The sequence below is a fragment of the Bradyrhizobium sp. I71 genome, assembly GCF_022354745.1.
Taxonomy (GTDB): domain Bacteria; phylum Pseudomonadota; class Alphaproteobacteria; order Rhizobiales; family Xanthobacteraceae; genus Bradyrhizobium; species Bradyrhizobium liaoningense.
Genome location: NZ_CP059398.1, coordinates 2,502,955 through 2,521,640, shown reverse-complemented (window position 1 = coordinate 2,521,640; position 18,686 = coordinate 2,502,955). Strand labels below are relative to the sequence as shown.

Here is an 18,686-nt window from a genome sequence, read left to right as displayed (position 1 = left end):
GGCAGGTTGGCCGGGTCGGGCGCCGGCTCCGCTGTTATCTGGTCGCTTCTGCCGGTTTGTGACGTCCCGGGGGTAAGAGTATGCGTAAGGAATTGCTGCGCCGTCATGCGCGCGTGTGTCTTCTGGTTGCCGCTGCGGCGCTGGCATGGCCGGCCGCCGGCCTTGCCGAGTCCACCGCCGACACGATCGCCGTCAATGTCGATCAGGCCAAGCTGGTACGACTGCCCGGCAAGGTGGCAACCATCGTGGTCGGCAATCCCCTGATCGCCGACGTCACGCTCCAGCCGGGCGGCATGATCGTCGTGACCGGAAAGGGCTATGGTGCCACCAACTTCATCGCGCTCGACCGGGGCGGCGAGATCCTGGTCGACCGCCAGATCCAGGTTGAAGGTCCGAGCGACCGGCTCGTCACCGTCTATCGTGGGATCGAGCGCGAGTCCTACAGTTGCGTACCGCTTTGCCAGCGTCGCGTGACGCTCGGCGACAGCGACGCCTACTTCAACAACACGATGAGCCAGGCCGGTTCGCTGAGCAACAGTGCCAGCGGCAGCGCCAAACCCAACTAAAGCGCGATGCGATCAGGATGAATGGTCGGCGCGCTCTAGGTTATTGTTCGAGCATGATCATTTCGGAAAAGCGCTGCACACTTTTCCGGATCATGCCGTAGAATAAAAGGCCGTGCGCGACGCACGGCCTTCTTGTTTTCTCTGGCTCGGGCCGGTCGGGCCAAGAGCCCGGTGGGCTCAGCCCGCGGCGCGGAGGTTGTCCGCCGCCGACTTGCCGGAGCGGCGGTCGGCCACGATCTCGTAGGAGATCTTCTGGCCTTCGCGCAGCGAGCCGAGACCGGCGCGCTCCACGGCGCTGATGTGAACGAACACGTCCTGGCCGCCGTCGTCGGGCTGGATGAAGCCGAAGCCCTTGGTCGCGTTAAACCACTTCACGGTTCCCATGCTCATGGGGTAGTCCTTCTCAGATAAACACAATGTCGGAGCCCGCTCGCGCGGGCAGGTTTAGATCGAATTTCTGGAAGGGTCGTCAGGGTGTCTGAACCGGCTGTACCGGTGGATGCCAATGTCGTCCGGCCGAAAATCGATTAATTCATTTTATCGGAAACGGGGATTCGAAACAATCGGGACGTGCACGATTTTTTGATCCGCCGTGGTGTCAACGGCGGATCAAGATCCAAGTCGGGATTTTATCTCGCGCGTGCGCGCCGCAGCCGATCAGCGGCGGCGGAACTGGCCGCCGCGCTGTCCGGGACGGGGCGGTCCGCCCGCCGTGCTGGGACGTTCGTCCTTGTGGCGGAAAATCAGCCGGCCCTTCTCCAGGTCGTACGGCGACATCTCCACCGTCACGCGGTCGCCGGCGAGCGTCTTGATGCGGTTCTTCTTCATCTTGCCGGCGGTATAGGCAACGATCTCGTGTCCGGCGTCGAGTTGCACGCGGTAACGGGCGTCGGGGAGGATTTCGGTGACCAGTCCTTCGAACTGGATCAGCTCTTCCTTAGCCATGAATTTCTCCAGGTCGTGGACGGCTAGTGCGAATAGGGTTTGCGGTTCGGTTGGCTGTTTGGCCGACTCTCGCGGCGCAAAAAGGCAACGCCTTGTATCCCATCAGGCGTCCCGGCGCTATGCGCGGAACGTTGTTCCGGACGGTCGACGGGCGATGAATGCATCTTACCACCGGAGCGGCGGCGCCGAGAACCCTTCGAAGCATTCGGGCCACCATTGCCGGGTCGTCCGTCAGCATGCCTCGCCTCGGCGTGCCGTCCTTCACCGTGCCTTCCGTCACTTTGCTTGCCGGCACCATGGTGACGCCCGTCGGCATGTCTTTCGTCAGCACGCCGCCCGTCACCATGCCGTGCCCCTTGCGGGCGTTGGCCCGGGCGGCCGCCCGGCCGGCCCTGCCGTTGCTGCGACGGGGCGGGGCCGGCATCGCGGCGCCCGGCGTCGGTGCGGTGGTCCTCGCGCGGCAGCGCGACGCGGATCAGCCGTTCGATGTCGCGGAGATAGCTGAGCTCCTCGCCGCCTGCGACCAGCGAGATCGCGGTGCCGTCGGCGCCGGCGCGCGCGGTGCGGCCGATGCGATGGACGTAGGTCTCGGGGACGTTGGGCAGGTCGAAATTGATGACGTGGGTGATGCCGTCGACGTCGATGCCGCGGGCGGCGATGTCGGTCGCCACCAGGGTGCGGATCTCGCCGGAGCGGAACTGGGCGAGCGTCCGCTCGCGATGGTTCTGGGACTTGTTCCCGTGGATGGCGCTCGCGGCAATGCCGGCCTTTTCAAGGGTCTTCACGACCTTGTCGGCGCCGTGCTTGGTGCGGGTGAAAACCAGTGCGCGGTTGATCGGCTCGTCCTTCAGGAGCTTGGTCAGGAAGGCGGGCTTGGAGGAGAAGTCGACCTGGATGATGCGCTGGTTGATCCGCTCGGCGGTCGAGGAGACCGGGGTCACCGCGACGCGGGCCGGATCGCGCAGCATGGCGTCGGCGAGCTCGGCGATGTCCTTGGGCATGGTGGCCGAGAAGAACAGCGTCTGCCGCTTGATCGGCAGCTTGGCGACGATTTTGCGAATATCGTTGATGAAGCCCATGTCGAGCATGCGGTCGGCTTCGTCGAGCACGAGGAACTCGACGCTTCCAAGCTTCAGCCCGTTGCTCTGCACGAGGTCGAGCAGGCGGCCGGGAGTGGCGACCAGAACGTCGACGCCCTGCATCAGGGCGCGGACCTGACGGCCCATCGGCACGCCGCCGATGGCGAGGGTCGACGCCAGCCGCAGGTGACGGCCATAGGCGTTGAAGCTGTCCAGGATCTGGCCGGACAGCTCGCGGGTCGGAGAGAGCACGAGTACGCGGCAGGTCTTGGGCTGCGGCTTGATGCGGTTCTCGAGCAACCGGTGGAGGATCGGAAGCGCGAAGGACGCGGTCTTGCCGGTGCCGGTCTGGGCGATACCGACGACGTCGCGGCCGGTCAGCGCCAGCGGGATGGTCTGGGCCTGGATCGGGGTGGGGGTGACGTAATTCTCTTCACGAAGAGCGCGCGCGATGGGTTCGGCGAGGCCGAAATCCTGAAACGAAGTCAAAAGAGGGGTTCTTTCCATGTCAAAAGCGAGCGCCCGGCGCATTCGGCGCGGCGCGCGCAAAAAGGTGTCGAGAGACACCTGCGTGTTTGGGGTGTCGGATGGGCTTGGGAGATATGGGGCAAGCCAGACGCCCGTACGGGCTTAAGAACACGCGGCTCGCTATGACCCCTTGATTCGCAAGAGGTCTCGGGTGGTCATATGGAACATCGAAGGGGCGCTTTCAAGGCAGGCGCGCCCGAAATAGCGATTGCGGTGCAAAAATAGTGATGCCGGAAATTTAGCCAGAACTGATGGTTTGCTTAGAAAATAACCTGTATGCCGCTTTCGCATACATTTTGGCCGCCTAGAATTTAGTCAATCTGACTATAGCCAAACTTCGATTCCGGCCAATTTCATAAGTAACATCAAAGCATTGATGGGTGCTCAGCCCATGGCATGGTTCTTGCGATTCCGTTAATCGCAGGCGGCCGTGGGGCCGTTTCGTAGCATTTTCACGTCTGCGTCAGGGAGATGAGACACTCATGTTTAGCAAATCCACTCACGATATAGCGGCTTCATTTAGCCGCCGCGGCGTGCTCGCCGCGACCGCCGGACTGGTGCTCGGTCTGGCTTCATTGACTGGCGCGAAGGCCGCGGACGACACCATCAAGGTCGGCGTGCTCCACTCCCTGTCCGGCACCATGGCGATCAGCGAAACCACGCTGAAGGATACCATCCTCTTCCTGATCGATGAGCAGAACAAAAAGGGCGGCGTGCTCGGCAAGAAGCTGGAAGCCGTTGTCGTCGACCCCGCTTCGAACTGGCCGCTGTTCGCCGAAAAGGCGCGCGAGCTGATCACCAAGGACAAGGTCTCGGTCGTGTTCGGCTGCTGGACCTCGGTGTCGCGCAAGTCGGTGCTGCCGGTCTTCAAGGAGCTGAACAACATTCTGTTCTACCCCGTGCAGTACGAGGGTGAGGAGAGCGAGCGCAACGTGTTCTACACGGGTGCGGCGCCGAACCAGCAGGCGATCCCGGCCGTCGACTATCTGATGAAGGAAGAGAAGGTGAAGCGCTGGGTGCTCGCGGGCACCGACTACGTCTATCCGCGCACGACCAACAAGATCCTGGAAGCCTATCTGAAGTCGAAGGGTGTCGCCCAGGAAGACATCATGATCAACTACACGCCGTTCGGTCACTCCGACTGGCAGACGATCGTGGCCGACATCAAGAAGTTCGGCTCGGCCGGCAAGAAGACCGCGGTGGTCTCGACCATCAATGGCGACGCCAACGTTCCCTTCTACAAGGAGCTCGGCAACCAGGGCATCAAGGCAAAGGACATCCCGGTCGTCGCGTTCTCCGTGGGTGAGGAAGAGCTCGCCGGCATCGACACCAAGCCGCTGGTCGGTCATCTCGCCGCCTGGAACTACTTCGAGTCGATCAAGACCAAGGACGGGTCGAACGAGAAGTTCATCAAGGACTGGCAGGCCTACACCAAGAACCCCAAGCGCGTGACCAACGACCCGATGGAAGCGCACGTGATCGGCTTCAACATGTGGGTGAAGGCGGTCGAGAAGGTGAAGTCGACCGATCCGGACAAGGTGATCGACGCGCTTCCCGGCATCGAGGCGCCGAACCTGACCGGCGGCGTGTCGAAGATGCTGCCGAACCACCACATCACCAAGCCGGTGTTCATCGGCGAGATCAAGGCGAACGGCCAGTTCGACGTGGTCTGGAAGACGCCGGGCCTCGTCGCGGGCGATGCCTGGTCGAAGGAGCTCGATGGCTCCAAGGACCTGATCGGCGACTGGGTCGGCAAGAAGTGCGGCAACTTCAACACCAAGACCAACAAGTGTCTCGGTTCGGGCTCCTGATCCGGATCTGACGTGCATTGCAAGATCGGAGAGGGCGGCGATCCCGCCGCCTTCTCCACTCATTTCTGCCGGGGTCATTCACAGTGCCAGCCCATTTGTCCGCCCGTCTCTGCTCGCTTGCACTCTCGTTGTTTCTGATCGCGTTCGCGCTGCCGGCCTTCGCCGGTCCGTTCGAGGATGCCGTCGCCAAATTCGCCAATGACGATTTTTCCGACACGGAAGAGGCGATCGGCGTGGTCGCGGGCAGCGGCAACCCGTTGGCTTTCCCCATCATCAGCGCGCTCCAGGACGGCCGCCTCATGGCCGATCCTGACAGCAAGAAGGTTTACGTCACCGGCGCCGACGGCAAGTCGATCGACGCCGCGACGGGCGCGGCCGTCGCCAGCGTTCCCGACAGTGCGAGCGCGGTCCGCCTCAACAACCGCCTGCGTCGCAGCGTCGACGCCGCGCTCGGCGGCCTGACGCTTCAGTCGCCGGACGTCGGAACGCGGCTGCAGGCCGCGCAGTCCGTCTTCAAGTCGCATGAGGAGACTGCGCTCGAGGCGGTCGATGCGGCGCTTGCCAAGGAAACCAACAGATCCGTCAAGACCGCGCTCGGCGAGGCCCGCGCCGCGATCCTGCTGTTCAAGTCCGACGCCACCGAGGTCGAAAAGCTCGAGGCCGTCGCCACCCTCAAGGCGCGCGGCGACCAGGAGGCGCTGGCGCTGCTGACCGGCATGGGCGACCAGCCGGCGTCGGTAACGACTGCCGCCGCGAGCGCGATCGGCTCGATCCAGAGCTCGCTGGCGGTCTGGTCCATGGTGCAGAATGCCTGGTACGGCCTCTCGCTCGGCTCGGTGCTGCTGCTCGCCGCAATCGGACTCGCCATCACCTTCGGCGTGATGGGCGTCATCAACATGGCGCATGGCGAGATGGTGATGATCGGGGCCTACACCACCTTCGTGGTGCAGGAGGTGATCCGCACCCGCTATCCCGGCCTGTTCGACTATTCACTGCTGATCGCCGTGCCGCTCGCCTTCCTCGTCGCCGGCGCCATCGGCGTCTTGATCGAGCGCAGCATCATCCGCTTCCTCTACGGCCGGCCGCTGGAGACGCTGCTGGCCACCTGGGGCCTGTCGCTCGTGCTGCAGCAGGCAGTGCGAACGATGTTCGGCCCGACCAATCGCGAGGTCGGCAACCCCTCCTGGATGAGCGGCGCGTTCGAGCTCGGCCAGATCACCGTCACCTATAACCGGCTCTGGATCCTCGTCTTCACGCTCGCCGTGTTCATGATCCTGCTCGCGATGCTGCGCTACACGGCGCTCGGCCTCGAGATGCGCGCGGTGACGCAGAACCGCCGCATGGCGGCCTCGATGGGTATTGCCACCTCGCGCGTCGATGCGCTGACCTTCGGCCTCGGCTCGGGAATCGCCGGCATCGCCGGCGTGGCGCTGTCGCAGATCGACAATGTCAGCCCCAATCTTGGCCAGAGCTACATCATCGACAGCTTCATGGTCGTGGTGTTCGGTGGGGTCGGCAATCTCTGGGGCACGCTGGTCGGCGCCTTCACGCTCGGCATCGCCAACAAGTTCCTGGAGCCGGTCGCCGGCGCCGTGCTCGGCAAGATCGCGATCCTGGTCCTCATCATCCTGTTCATTCAAAAGCGGCCGCGCGGCCTGTTCGCGCTCAAGGGCCGCGCGGTGGAAGCATGACCCCTCACATGCTGACGCGATCGCTGGACCGCAGCGCGACGATCTTCCTCGCCGTCGTCGCGGCCTGCGGCATCCTCATCCCGCTCTCCAACCTGCTGCTGCCCGCGGGCTCGTTCCTGCAAGTGCCGACCTATCTCGTCGCGCTCTGGGGCAAATATGTCTGCTACGCCATTCTGGCGCTCTCGATCGACCTGATCTGGGGCTATTGCGGCATCCTCTCGCTCGGTCACGGCGCCTTCTTCGCGCTCGGTGGCTACGCCATGGGCATGTACCTGATGCGGCAGATCGGCACCCGCGGCGTCTACGGCAATCCGGTCCTGCCCGATTTCATGGTGTTCCTGAACTGGGAGAAGCTGCCGTGGTACTGGTACGGCTTCGACATGTTCTGGTTCGCCGCGCTGATGGTGCTGGTCGTGCCCGGCCTGCTCGCCTTCTGCTTCGGCTGGCTCGCGTTCCGCTCCCGCGTCACCGGCGTGTACCTGTCGATCATCACGCAGGCGATGACCTATGCACTGCTGCTCGCCTTCTTCCGCAACGATTTCGGCTTTGGTGGCAATAACGGCCTCACCGATTTCAAGGACATTCTGGGCTTCAACGTGCAGGCGGAGGGCACCCGTGCCGCGCTGTTTGCGCTGAGCTGCCTGGCGCTGATTGTGGGCTTCCTGATCTGCCGCGCCATCGTCTCGTCCAAGCTCGGCAAGGTGCTGATCGCGGTGCGCGACGCGGAATCGCGGACGCGCTTTCTCGGCTACCGCGTCGAATCCTACAAGCTGTTCGTGTTCACGGTTTCGGCCTGCATGGCCGGTGTCGCCGGCGCGCTCTACGTGCCGCAGGTCGGCATCATCAATCCGAGCGAGTTCGCCCCGGGCAACTCGATCGAGGCGGTGATCTGGGTCGCGGTCGGCGGCCGCGGCACGCTGGTTGGTGCCGCGCTCGGCGCCGTCGTCGTCAACTATGCAAAAACGTTCTTCACCTCCGGCATGCTGGCGCCGTACTGGCTGTTCATGCTGGGGGCGCTGTTCATCCTGGTGACGCTGCTGCTGCCCAAGGGCATCGTCGGCACCTTCAACGCCTGGTGGGACTCGTCGAAGGAAAAGCGCACCGCCGCGACCTCCGTGAGCGCGGCGGCCGAGGACGGTGTCACCGAACCCAAGATGGCGGAGTAGCGCGATGAACGTCATGGATACCCGCGCGACTTCCGCGATGCTCTATCTGGACGGGGTGCACGTCTCGTTCGACGGCTTCCACGCCATCAACAATCTCTCGCTGACGCTCGAGCCCGGCGAGATGCGCGCCATCATCGGCCCGAACGGCGCCGGCAAGACCACGATGATGGACATCATCACCGGCAAGACCAAGCCCGACGAGGGCACCGTGCTGTTCGACGGCGTCACCGACCTGACGCGGCTCGACGAGACCCGCATCGCCGAGCTCGGCATCGGCCGGAAATTCCAGAAGCCGACCGTGTTCGAGAGCCAGACCGTGCAGGACAACCTGCTGCTCGCGCTCAATGTCGACCACAGCGTCAAGGCCACGCTGTTCTGGCGCGGCAGCAAGGCGGAAGCCGAGCGCATCGACAAGGTGCTGGAGACGATCCGCCTCACCGAGGCCCGCCACCGCCTTGCCGGCAGCCTCAGCCACGGCCAGAAGCAGTGGCTCGAGATCGGCATGCTGCTGGCGCAGGATCCGAAGCTGCTCCTCGTCGACGAGCCTGTCGCCGGCATGACCGACGTCGAGACGCATCTCACCGCCGAGTTGCTCAAGGAGATCAACAAGACCCACACGGTCATGGTGGTCGAACACGACATGACCTTCGTGCGCGAGCTCGGGGTCAAGGTCACGTGCCTGCACGAAGGCACCGTGCTCGCGGAAGGAACCATCGACCAGGTCTCGTCCAACGAGCGGGTCATCGAAGTCTATCTGGGACGCTGAGCATGCTTGAGGTCAAGGACATCAACCTGTTCTACGGCGCGGCGCAGGCGCTGCGCGGCGTCTCGATCTCGGCCGAGCCGGGCAAGGTGACTTGCGTGCTCGGGCGCAACGGCGTCGGCAAGACGTCTCTCTTGCGTGCCATGGTCGGGCAGTATCCGATCTCCTCGGGTGCGATCGTGTTCGATGGCAGCGACATCACGGGCCTGAAGCCCTATGAGCGTGCGCGCAAGGGTATCGGTTTCGTGCCGCAGGGCCGCGAGATCTTTCCGCTGCTGACGGTCGAGGAAAACCTCAAGACCGGCTTCGGGCCCCTCAAGCGCGAGGACAGGCATATTCCGGACGACGTCTTCTCGCTGTTTCCGGTGCTGCAATCCATGCTCGGCCGGCGCGGCGGCGACCTCTCCGGCGGCCAGCAGCAGCAGCTCGCCATCGGCCGCGCCCTGGTGATGCGGCCGAAGCTACTCCTGCTGGATGAGCCGACCGAGGGCATCCAGCCCTCGATCATCAAGGACATCGGCCGCGCCATCTCCTACCTGCGCAACCTCGGCAACATCGCCATCGTGCTGGTCGAACAATATCTCGACTTTGCCTGCGAACTCGGCGACAGTTTCGCGGTGATGGATCGCGGCGCGGTGAAGTTCACCTGCGATCGCGCCAACCTGGATCCCGGCGAGATCAGCCGCCAGATGGCGCTGTAAGTCAGGGGCCGGTAAGCCAAGAAATCCTGCCGCGGCCGGCTGGGGAGACGGATGCGCAGCGACGCTTTAGCGACGAATTCGGTGTTCGAGGCCAACCGCGCCCGTGGCGCTGTCAGGTTCGACGTGCACGCTCGTGACGGTGTGACGCGGCGCGGGGCCTTGCATGAATCCGGTTCGCTCCGCGTGCGCTTTCCTTCGCCCGAAGACGAGGGCCTCTCCGGCGTGTTCGTCAATACCGCCGGCGGCGTTGCCGGCGGTGATCGCTTCGACATCGAGATATCGGCGGCGGATAGCTCGCGGCTGACACTGACGACGGCGGCGGCTGAAAAGGTCTATCGCGCGCCGGGCTCGGCGGCGCAGCTCAATATCGCCCTGAAGGCCGGCGCGGGTGCGCGACTTGCCTGGCTGCCTCAGGAGACGATCTTGTTCGATCGCGCCCGGGTTCACCGCCGCTTCGACATCGCGCTCGACGAGAACGCCTCGCTCCTGCTTTGCGAGATCGTCGTGTTCGGCCGCACCGCCATGGGCGAGCGGATGGAGCAGGGCGAATTCGTCGACCGCTGGCGGATGCGCCGCGGCGGCAGGCTGGTCTTCGCCGAGACGATCAGGCTCGGCGGCGATATCGGCGCCCTGCTCGCGCGATCCGCGGTCGCCAAGGGCGGCGCGGCGATCGGCACGGCCCTGATCGTGCCCGGCGATGAGGCACTGGTCGAGCGCATCCGCGAGGCATCGGAGTCGTTCTCCGGCGAGGTCGGGATATCCGCCTGGAATGGCTTTGCAATGGCGCGGTTCTGTGCCCAAGATGCGGCGCGTTTGCGCGCCGACATGATGGCCGTGCTGGCGCGCACCGGCGTCGCCCTGCCGCGGCTCTGGCTGAATTGAGTGGCTGAATTGACGTGTTGAACGGAAGAGATGTCGCATGAATCTGTCTCCCCGCGAAAAGGACAAGCTTCTGATCTCGATGGCGGCGATCGTGGCGCGCCGCAGGCTGGACCGCGGCGTCAAGCTCAACCATCCCGAGGCGATCGCGATCATCTCCGATTTCATCCTCGAGGGCGCGCGCGACGGTCGTACCGTTGCCGAGCTGATGCAATCCGGCGCGCAGGTGCTGACCCGCGACCAGGTGATGCCGGGAATCCCTGAGATGATCCACGACATCCAGGTCGAGGCGACATTCCCTGACGGAACGAAGCTCGTCACCGTGCACGAGCCGATCAGGTAGTATTCGTCATTCCGGGGCGCCCGCAGGGCGAACCCGGAATCCAGAGGTATTGGTTTCGAGATTCCGGGTTCTCGCTGCGCGAGCCCCGGAATGACCAGGAGGATAGAATGATTCCCGGCGAACTCTTCATCCAGGACGGCGAGATCGAGCTGAATGCCGGGCGCAAGACCGTGACGCTGACGGTTGCCAACACCGGCGACCGTCCGATCCAGGTCGGCTCGCACTACCATTTCTTCGAGACCAACCCCGCGCTGAAGTTCGACCGCAAGAAGGCTCGCGGCATGCGTCTCGACATTGCCGCCGGCACCGCCGTCCGCTTCGAGCCCGGCCAGACCCGCGACGTCCAGCTCGTCGCCATGGCCGGCAAGAAGACGATCTACGGTTTCCGCGGCGACGTCATGGGGAAGCTGTGACATCCGGAGGAACGAGCGCGGCGCGGCACGGTTGAGGCGAGTGCAGTGATCGACAGTGAGGTGAGCACGCCGGTCAGGCTCCCTCCCCCCTTGCGGGGGAGGGTTGGGGAGAGGGGTATGCCACACGACGAGGTCCCTCAGTTCCAAAGAATCCGCGCCAAACGACTGAGGCGCGAGATGACTCGCGCGGAGACGTTGCTGTGGCGCTACCTGAAGGCGGATCGACTCGCGGGCTTGGCCTTTCGTCGCCAGACTCCCATGTGCAATTGCATTGCCGATTTCGTCGCGCATTCCCTCGAAGCAGCGGAGCAAGCGGCACCCCTCTCCCTAACGCTCCCCCGCAAGGGGGGAGGGAACCCGTCCAGCGATGCGTCCCTGACTGACGACAAGAGTGGCGCGTCTCCCGGCGTCGAGGAGGCCTGAAGCATGCTGTCCCCCATCCGCCTCATCTCCGAAGCTGCCGACCTCGCCGCGCACCGCCACAATGGCATGGCGCGCAAGGGGCGCGGCAATGAGCCGTATATCAATCATCTCGCCGAGGTCGCGAACCTGCTTGCGACCGCGACTGAAGGTGCCGACGCCGAGCTCGTCGCTGCCGGCTGGCTGCATGATTGCATTGAGGATACCGACACCACGCGTGAGGAGCTCGCGCAGAGATTTTCGGAGCGCATCGCCTCGCTCGTCACCGAGTGCACCGACGACATGAGCCTGCCGAAGGCTGAGCGGCGTCGGCTTCAGGTGCTGGACGCTCCGAAGAAATCCGATGGCGCCAAGCTGATCAAGATCGCCGACAAGATCAGCAATACGGGCGCGCGCATTCAAACCGACCCGAGTGCCGAGGAGCGCGAGGATCTCGCCGACTACATCGAGTGGGCCACGCAGGTCGTGGCGGGTTGCCGCGGGGGCAATGCGTGGCTCGACGAAAGATTCGATGATGCCGTGAAAGCAGCGAGGACGCTGCTATGACCCACCAGACATTCCAACGCAAGCGGGGCTCGTGATGTCCGTCAAGATAAAGCGTTCCGTCTACGCCGACATGTTCGGCCCGACCACCGGCGACAAGGTGCGACTGGCCGACACCGACCTCATCATCGAGGTCGAGAAGGATTTCACCACCTATGGCGAGGAGGTGAAGTTCGGCGGCGGCAAGGTGATCCGCGACGGCATGGGGCAATCGCAAGTCACCAACAGGCAGGGTGCGGCCGACACCGTCATCACCAATGCGCTGATCGTCGATCACTGGGGCATCGTCAAGGCCGACGTCGCGATCAAGGACGGCATGATCTCCGGGATCGGCAAGGCCGGCAATCCCGACATCCAGCCGGGCGTCACCATCGTCATCGGTCCCGGCACCGATGTCATCGCGGGCGAAGGAAAGATCCTCACCGCCGGCGGCTTCGACAGCCACATTCATTTCATCTGCCCGCAGCAGATCGAGCACGCGCTGATGAGTGGCGTCACCTCGATGCTGGGTGGCGGCACGGGCCCTTCGCACGGCACCTTCGCCACCACCTGCACGCCCGGCCCGTGGCACATCGCGCGGATGATCCAGTCGTTCGATGCCTTCCCGGTCAATCTCGGCATCTCCGGCAAGGGCAACGCCTCGCGCCCTGCCGCGCTGGTCGAGATGATCAAGGCCGGCGCCTGCGCGCTGAAGCTGCACGAGGACTGGGGCACCACGCCTGCCGCGATCGACAATTGCCTGGCGGTCGCCGACGATCACGACATCCAGGTGATGATCCACACCGATACGCTGAATGAATCCGGCTTCGTCGAGGACACGGTCAAGGCGTTCAAGGGCCGCACCATTCACGCCTTCCACACCGAAGGCGCCGGCGGCGGTCACGCCCCCGACATCATCAAGATCGCCGGCCTGAAGAACGTGCTGCCGTCCTCGACCAACCCGACGCGGCCCTTCACCCGCAACACCATCGACGAGCATCTGGACATGCTGATGGTGTGCCACCACCTCGATCCCTCGATCGCGGAAGATCTGGCGTTCGCCGAAAGCCGCATCCGCAAGGAGACGATTGCGGCCGAAGACATCCTGCACGACCTCGGCGCGCTCTCGATGATGTCCTCGGACTCGCAGGCCATGGGCCGCCTCGGCGAGGTCATCATCCGGACCTGGCAGACCGCCGACAAGATGAAGAAGCAGCGCGGCTCGCTGCCGCAGGACAAGGGCAAGGACAACGACAATTTCCGCGTCAAGCGCTACATCGCCAAATACACGATCAATCCCGCGATCGCGCATGGCGTGTCGAAGCTGATCGGCTCGGTCGAGAAGGGCAAGCTGGCCGATCTCGTGCTGTGGTCGCCGGCGTTCTTCGGCGTCAAGCCGGATTGCATCGTCAAGGGAGGCACGATCGTCGCCGCGCCCATGGGCGATCCCAATGCCTCGATCCCGACGCCGCAGCCGGTGCACTACCAGCCGATGTTCGGCGCCTTCGGCAAGGCGCTCACGGCGTCCTCCGTCGTCTTCACCTCGAAGGCTGCCGTCGCCGGCGGTCTCGCGCGCAAGCTCGGCATCGACAAGAAGCTCTATGCCGTCCAGAACACCCGCGGCAGGATCTCCAAGAAGAGCATGATTCACAACGATGCCACGCCCAATATCGAGGTCGATCCGGAGACCTACGAGGTGCGCGCAGACGGCGAGCTGCTGACCTGCCCGCCTGCGGAGGTGCTGCCGATGGCGCAGCGGTATTTCATGTACTGAAATAGCGCCTCGACGCATGTCCAGGGAGGGAAGTCTGGCCGTGCGTTCGGGGACGGCTTTTTGCGGTTTTGCGTTCGGTCCCGCCTGGTCTAATGTCCCGCCCGGTATCTTAACCTTCAGAAGAAAAGCCGGGAGGATTTCTCGTGATCTACGTCGTTGCTACTTTGACCATCAAGCCCGAAACGCGCGCCGAATTCATTGCGGCGGCCACCGCCTGCATCAAGGAGACGCGGAAGGAGCCCGGCAATATCGCCTATGATCTGCATGAAAGCGTCACCGATCCCAGCAAGATGGTGTTCGTCGAGCAGTGGGAAAACGCCGAGGCTCTGGTGCCGCATCGGGGCATGGAGCACATGAAGACGTTCGGCCGCGTCGCGGTTAAGTGCTTCACGGCACCGCCGAAGATCGAAGTGATCACACCCGAGAAGGTCGAGACACGGTAAAGAGGTAGGACGCATGATCCGGGCGACGCAGGTCAGGGGACAGCACCGCTTCACGGAAGCGCCAGCGGATACGGTCGTGCTCGATTTCGACGATCGGCACCGCCGCCGCATGGCGATGACCGGCACGCGGGGGCTCGAATTCCTGCTCGACCTGGAGCATGCCGTCGCGCTGCGCGGCGGCGACGCGCTGGTGCTGGAGGACGGCCGGCTGATCGAAGTGGTCGCGGCGCCCGAGCCGCTGCTGGAGATCCGCGGCCGCGATCCGCACCATCTCGTCCGCGTCGGCTGGCATCTCGGCAATCGCCATCTGCCGACGCAGATCATGGCCAAGGCCCTGCGCATCCGCCGCGACCACGTCATCGAGGCCATGGTGAAGGGCCTCGGCGCGCGCGTGATCGAGATCGAGGCGCCGTTCGATCCCGAAGGCGGGGCCTATGCCGATGCGGGCCACGCGCATGGACACGACGACCATGCGCATCACGACCACGGCCATCATCACCATGATCACAGCCACCACGATCATGATCATGCCGCGCATGATCATGGCCACGGTCACCACCATCACCACGATGAGCACTGCGACCACCCCGACCATCACCACGGCCACAAGCATGCTCATGACCACAAATGAGCCGGTCGGCGCCGGTGCCCTTGCCGAAGGCGAGGCGGCGGCGCTGTACCGGCTGATGACCTGGCTGTCGCCGGCGTTCCCGGTCGGCGGATTCTCTTATTCCAGCGGCCTCGAATGGGCCGTCGAGGCGGGCGACATCACCGACGCCGCCTCGCTGGCGGATTGGCTCGATGCGATGCTCGGCGACGGCTCCGGCTTTTGTGACGCGACGTTTCTGGTCCACGCCTATCGCGCCGCGGAAGCGGGCGAGACCACCGATTTGAACGAGATCGCCGAGCTCGCCGCCGCCTTCGTGCCGTCGCGCGAGCGGCAGCTGGAGACGGCCTCGCAGGGTCGCGCCTTCATCGACATCGCCCGCGCCGCCTGGAATGCCGACGGACTGGATGCCGTGATTGCGGCATGCAGCACGCCACCGGTCTATCCGGTCGCCGTCGGTGTCGTCGCAGCTCAGCACGCCGTGCCGCTGGCGCCGACGTTGCACGCCTTCCTGCATGCGCTGGTCTCGAACTGGATCTCGGCGGCCAGCCGGCTCATTCCGCTCGGCCAGACCGATAGCCAGCGTGTGCTGGCAAGGCTGGAAGCCGCCGTCGCCGCGACCGCCAATCATGCGCTGAACGCGGCATTGGACGATCTCGGCAGCGCGACGTTCCGGGCCGATCTCGCCAGCCTGCGGCACGAGACGCAGTACACGCGGCTGTTTCGCTCGTGACCGGCGCGGCTTCAACCAATCGAGAGAGAGCGAATCACATGTCGAAATCTCACGGCCCCTTGCGCGTCGGCGTCGGCGGCCCGGTCGGGTCGGGCAAGACCGCGCTGATGGACCTGCTCTGCAAGACCATGCGCGAGCGCTATGACATTGCGGCGATCACCAACGACATCTACACCAAATGGGATGCGGAGTTCCTCGTGCGGTCGGGGTCGCTGACGCCGGATCGCATCGCCGGCGTCGAGACCGGCGGTTGCCCGCACACCGCGATCCGCGAGGATGCCTCGATGAACCTCGCCGCGGTCGCGGACATGCGCGCCAAGTTTCCCGGACTTGATCTCGTGCTGATCGAGTCCGGCGGTGACAATCTCGCTGCCACTTTTTCCCCGGAGCTGGCCGACCTCACCATCTACGTCATTGATGTCGCCGCCGGCGACAAGATCCCGTCCAAGGGCGGCCCCGGCATCACCCGGTCCGACCTCCTGGTCATCAACAAGACCGACCTCGCGCCCCATGTGGGCGCCTCCCTGGAGAAGATGGAGACGGACGCCAGGCGCATGCGCGGCGAGCGTCCTTTCGTCATGACCAACCTGAAGAAAAGCGAGGGGCTCGACCGAATCGTCGGCTTCATCGAAGCCAAAGGCGGCCTGAAACGGCCGGGCTGACGGGACGCGACCACTTGGCGCAGGCATTTCCTCGTCGTTAACGTTTGGGCAGCGCCGTAGCCGCGGAACAAATTTCGGACACGGCGATTAACTACCTCCGGCGCCCGGGGCAGATCCGTCCCTGCCAGACCATCGGCCGGGCGGATTAAGCTTTTCAGGCGACCCAAGTTGCGTACTGATGCCTCCTCCTTCATTATCTCCGCCACTGGGGTCTACCCTGTTTCGGCAGACGGCCGTTCGAGCGGCGTTCATATGCTCCGTGTTTATTGCCGACCTCCTGCTTTCGCCTGAGTAATCGCGTGGTCAGGCTCGGTTTCATCATCGGCTTCATCGCTTTGCTCGGGGCCTTGCTCTCCGGGCTTGCAGCCTATCGCGTACATGACCAGGAGCTGGCGCTGGATCGGATCGCGCTCGCGCGCGCGATCGACGTTCATGCGAGCCTGGTTCAGGACCGCCTCACCGAGCGGGAGCTGCTCGCGCGTGTCGCCTCAGGCCTGTTCCGCACGCCATCCGTGATCAAGCCGAACATGCTGGAGCCGCTGCGCTCGGCGATCTACGCCTTCAAGACCGATTTCGTGGTGGCCGGCTGGATCGCCCGGCTGAAGCCGAACGAGCTCGCGGCGGCGCAGGCCGCCATCGCCGGCGCCGGCTTCCCAAATCCGCAGATTCGGTCCTATGACGACAAGCCGATCAATCCGGCCGAGATCACTCAGCCGATCGACGTGCTGATGGACCTCGAGCCACGCAGCAACGAGACCAAGACGCTGCCCGGCCGCAGCTACGATCAGGATCCGGTTCGCAGTGCCATGCTGACGCGTGCGCGCGCCGAGAAGAGGTCGGTTGCCTCGGACCCGGTGCCGTTGATCCGCGGGGACGGCGCGATCGGCATCATCGTGGCTGCGCCTGTCATTCCCGAGGGAGCAACGGAGCCGGCCGGGTTTGTCACATTTTCCTACGAGCTCGCCTCGCTGATGCTGACCAATGACGACATGTCGTTGTTCGCGGTCGCGCTCAGGGATCCGCGCAAGGAAGGCGGCGAGCTCATCGCCAACGACCAGGGCGTGGTCTCGACGCGCAGGGTTGCAGTGGACGGCCCGGCGCCGTCGGCGACGCGCACGGTGAGCTTCGGCGGCCGTGACTGGCAGCTCAGCTATTATGCGAAAACCAACTCGGCGCGTCGCGCCGAGCAGACCGCCATCATCGTCGCGGCGATCGGCTTTGCGATCACGGCAATGGTGTGCGGCCTGTTCGGCTATGTCGCCTACAACAATCTGCGACTCAGCCGGGAGATACAGGTCAGGATCGGGTTCGAGCGCCGGCTGACTGCGGTCATCGACGAACTCAACCACCGCGTCAAGAACATCCTGGCGGTGATCCAGTCGATCGTGACGCGCACCTTGCGCCACGGTTCGGACATCGACATCGCGCGCGAGCTGCTGATCGGGCGCATCCACGCCATGTCCAACGTGGTCTCGCTGCTCAGCGAGAGCCAGTGGCAGGGCGTCAAGCTGAAGGGCCTGTTCGAGGCGCGCGCCATCCCGCATGCCGACCGCATCGCCGTCACCGGTCCTGATATCGCGGTCAGCGCACGCGCGGCGCAAAGCCTGTCGCTGCTGTTCTTCGAGCTCGCCTCGCATTCCGACGAGGGCCTGTCGCTGGTTGGAAAGCATCCGCACATCACCGCCAACTGGACGGTGACGGGAGAGGAGGGCAACGAGGTCTTCCATTTCCGCTGGGAGGAGTTCAACACCAGCGAGGCGACGCGTCGGCCGGATTCCGATTTCGGCCTGATCCTGCTCGACCGCGTCGCTCCCGAGGCGCTAGGGGGCACCGCCAAGCGCTTCTTCACCGACGTCTCCTACGTCTATGAATTGACCGCACCGATGGAGACGGTGGTCGACATGACCGAGCGCGACCGCACGGACAAGATCTCGGCGCCGGTCAGGCCCGTGCGCAGCTAACCCTTCGGCCGCAACACGAGATCGACGAGGTTGCGCGCGTAGGCCGGGGTGACCGGCGTGATGCCGAAGACGTAGCGATAGAACAGGCCGCCATAGATCGCATCGTAGAGATCCTCAGGAAGCCCCTCAGCCAGAATGCTGCCATCCTGCTGGCCCGCGGCGATCATCTCGACGAGCGCGTCGCGGCGGAATTGCAGATAGCGCGCGTAGAACAGCTCCGCCGAGCCGGTCTTCGAGATGCATTCGGAGATGACGGCGAGCTGGACCTTGCCGAACTCGCCCTGGAGCGCTTCGGCATAGGCCGCGGCATGGCGGCGCGCGCGCGCCGCGGGGCTGCCGGAACTCGCCGGCGGCAGCGGCAGCATCTGCGCGGCGTGGTGGAGAAAGGCGTCGATCAAAAGCGCCTCGCGGGACGGCCACCATTTGTAGATCGTCATCTTGGAGACGCTGGAATGGCGCGCGACCGCGTCGATGGTGGTGGCGGCAAGGCCGGTGGAGGCCATCAGCGCATAGGCGCTCTCGAGAATGGCGTTGCTGGTCTCGATTGACCTCGGCCGGCCGCGCCGGGGCGCGCTGTCAGCCTCGTCACCCCCGCCTTTCCCCCTCGCCACGCCCGGTCTCCTCACGCAGACTTTCGGCATAGCGCAGCCATGGCCTTCGGCCTAGCAGAATCGCACGG

At 64.6% G+C, this 18,686-nt stretch carries 21 protein-coding genes; 17 read left to right on the top strand and 4 right to left on the bottom strand.

Annotation, left to right across the window (positions count from 1 at the left end; translation table 11 throughout):
• The first annotated feature begins 80 nt into the window (after positions 1–80).
• Positions 81–566 carry a pilus assembly protein N-terminal domain-containing protein gene (locus FJV43_RS12445; RefSeq protein WP_239627326.1) on the top strand — a complete coding sequence of 162 codons (486 nt, stop codon included), beginning with the start codon at positions 81–83 and terminating at the stop codon, positions 564–566.
• A gap of 177 nt (positions 567–743) precedes the next feature.
• On the opposite strand, the gene FJV43_RS12440 is transcribed toward FJV43_RS12445, so the two are convergent.
• The 3 genes from FJV43_RS12440 to FJV43_RS12430 all read right to left on the bottom strand — a co-directional run bounded on the left by FJV43_RS12440 (position 744) and on the right by FJV43_RS12430 (position 3,121).
• Positions 744–956 (bottom strand): cold-shock protein, encoded by a 213-nt coding sequence (locus FJV43_RS12440; protein WP_014439634.1) that lies wholly within the window; start codon positions 954–956, stop codon positions 744–746.
• 267 nt (positions 957–1,223) lie between these two features.
• Positions 1,224–1,511, bottom strand: coding sequence for a translation initiation factor IF-1 (infA, locus tag FJV43_RS12435; protein ID WP_024340539.1), 288 nt, complete (start codon positions 1,509–1,511; stop codon positions 1,224–1,226).
• A gap of 23 nt (positions 1,512–1,534) precedes the next feature.
• On the bottom strand, positions 1,535–3,121 hold the full coding sequence (locus FJV43_RS12430) for a DEAD/DEAH box helicase (protein WP_239627324.1): 1,587 nt from the start codon (positions 3,119–3,121) through the stop codon (positions 1,535–1,537).
• A gap of 479 nt (positions 3,122–3,600) precedes the next feature.
• On the opposite strand from FJV43_RS12430, the gene urtA reads away from it, so the two are divergent.
• From urtA to FJV43_RS12350, 16 genes are all read left to right on the top strand, one after another.
• Positions 3,601–4,929 (top strand): urea ABC transporter substrate-binding protein, encoded by a 1,329-nt coding sequence (gene urtA, locus FJV43_RS12425; protein ID WP_239627322.1) that lies wholly within the window; start codon positions 3,601–3,603, stop codon positions 4,927–4,929.
• 83 nt (positions 4,930–5,012) lie between these two features.
• On the top strand, positions 5,013–6,620 hold the full coding sequence (gene urtB / locus FJV43_RS12420) for an urea ABC transporter permease subunit UrtB (protein WP_239627321.1): 1,608 nt from the start codon (positions 5,013–5,015) through the stop codon (positions 6,618–6,620).
• Complete coding sequence (gene urtC / locus FJV43_RS12415; protein WP_239627319.1) at positions 6,617–7,786, top strand: urea ABC transporter permease subunit UrtC; 1,170 nt, start codon at positions 6,617–6,619, stop codon at positions 7,784–7,786. Before urtB ends, urtC begins: the two co-directional genes overlap by 4 nt.
• 4 nt (positions 7,787–7,790) lie before the next feature.
• Positions 7,791–8,552 carry an urea ABC transporter ATP-binding protein UrtD gene (gene urtD, locus FJV43_RS12410; protein ID WP_239627318.1) on the top strand — a complete coding sequence of 254 codons (762 nt, stop codon included), beginning with the start codon at positions 7,791–7,793 and terminating at the stop codon, positions 8,550–8,552.
• A 2-nt stretch (positions 8,553–8,554) separates the two neighbouring features.
• Positions 8,555–9,250, top strand: coding sequence for an urea ABC transporter ATP-binding subunit UrtE (gene urtE / locus FJV43_RS12405; protein WP_028177269.1), 696 nt, complete (start codon positions 8,555–8,557; stop codon positions 9,248–9,250).
• A 51-nt stretch (positions 9,251–9,301) separates the two neighbouring features.
• The gene (locus FJV43_RS12400) at positions 9,302–10,132 is read left to right on the top strand and encodes an urease accessory protein UreD (protein ID WP_239627316.1); all 831 of its coding nucleotides are present in this window, start codon (positions 9,302–9,304) and stop codon (positions 10,130–10,132) included.
• Between the two features lie 37 nt (positions 10,133–10,169).
• A complete protein-coding gene (locus tag FJV43_RS12395) occupies positions 10,170–10,472 on the top strand; it encodes an urease subunit gamma (protein ID WP_007605424.1) in 303 nt (100 codons plus the stop codon).
• A 107-nt stretch (positions 10,473–10,579) separates the two neighbouring features.
• A complete protein-coding gene (locus FJV43_RS12390; RefSeq protein WP_026202067.1) occupies positions 10,580–10,885 on the top strand; it encodes an urease subunit beta in 306 nt (101 codons plus the stop codon).
• Positions 10,886–11,002: 117 nt separating this feature from the next.
• Complete coding sequence (locus FJV43_RS12385; RefSeq protein ID WP_345946188.1) at positions 11,003–11,308, top strand: DUF559 domain-containing protein; 306 nt, start codon at positions 11,003–11,005, stop codon at positions 11,306–11,308.
• 3 nt (positions 11,309–11,311) lie between these two features.
• The gene (locus FJV43_RS12380) at positions 11,312–11,851 is read left to right on the top strand and encodes an HD domain-containing protein (RefSeq protein WP_239627314.1); all 540 of its coding nucleotides are present in this window, start codon (positions 11,312–11,314) and stop codon (positions 11,849–11,851) included.
• A 34-nt stretch (positions 11,852–11,885) separates the two neighbouring features.
• Positions 11,886–13,601 (top strand): urease subunit alpha, encoded by a 1,716-nt coding sequence (gene ureC, locus FJV43_RS12375; protein ID WP_239627313.1) that lies wholly within the window; start codon positions 11,886–11,888, stop codon positions 13,599–13,601.
• Positions 13,602–13,744: 143 nt separating this feature from the next.
• Positions 13,745–14,044, top strand: coding sequence for a putative quinol monooxygenase (locus tag FJV43_RS12370; protein ID WP_027573733.1), 300 nt, complete (start codon positions 13,745–13,747; stop codon positions 14,042–14,044).
• Between the two features lie 13 nt (positions 14,045–14,057).
• Positions 14,058–14,675, top strand: a complete 618-nt coding sequence (locus tag FJV43_RS12365) for an urease accessory protein UreE (protein WP_239627311.1) — start codon at positions 14,058–14,060, stop codon at positions 14,673–14,675.
• Positions 14,656–15,384, top strand: coding sequence for an urease accessory protein UreF (locus FJV43_RS12360; protein ID WP_239629402.1), 729 nt, complete (start codon positions 14,656–14,658; stop codon positions 15,382–15,384). The genes FJV43_RS12365 and FJV43_RS12360 overlap by 20 nt, the downstream gene beginning before the upstream one ends.
• Positions 15,385–15,422: 38 nt before the next feature.
• On the top strand, positions 15,423–16,046 hold the full coding sequence (gene ureG, locus FJV43_RS12355) for an urease accessory protein UreG (protein ID WP_035708617.1): 624 nt from the start codon (positions 15,423–15,425) through the stop codon (positions 16,044–16,046).
• A gap of 299 nt (positions 16,047–16,345) precedes the next feature.
• On the top strand, positions 16,346–18,007 hold the full coding sequence (locus FJV43_RS12350; RefSeq protein WP_239627310.1) for an HWE histidine kinase domain-containing protein: 1,662 nt from the start codon (positions 16,346–16,348) through the stop codon (positions 18,005–18,007).
• Here the strand turns inward: FJV43_RS12350 and FJV43_RS12345 are convergent.
• On the bottom strand, positions 18,004–18,648 hold the full coding sequence (locus FJV43_RS12345) for a TetR/AcrR family transcriptional regulator (protein ID WP_239627308.1): 645 nt from the start codon (positions 18,646–18,648) through the stop codon (positions 18,004–18,006). The two genes, FJV43_RS12350 and FJV43_RS12345, sit on opposite strands and share 4 nt — an antisense overlap.
• Between the last annotated feature and the right edge of the window lie 38 nt (positions 18,649–18,686).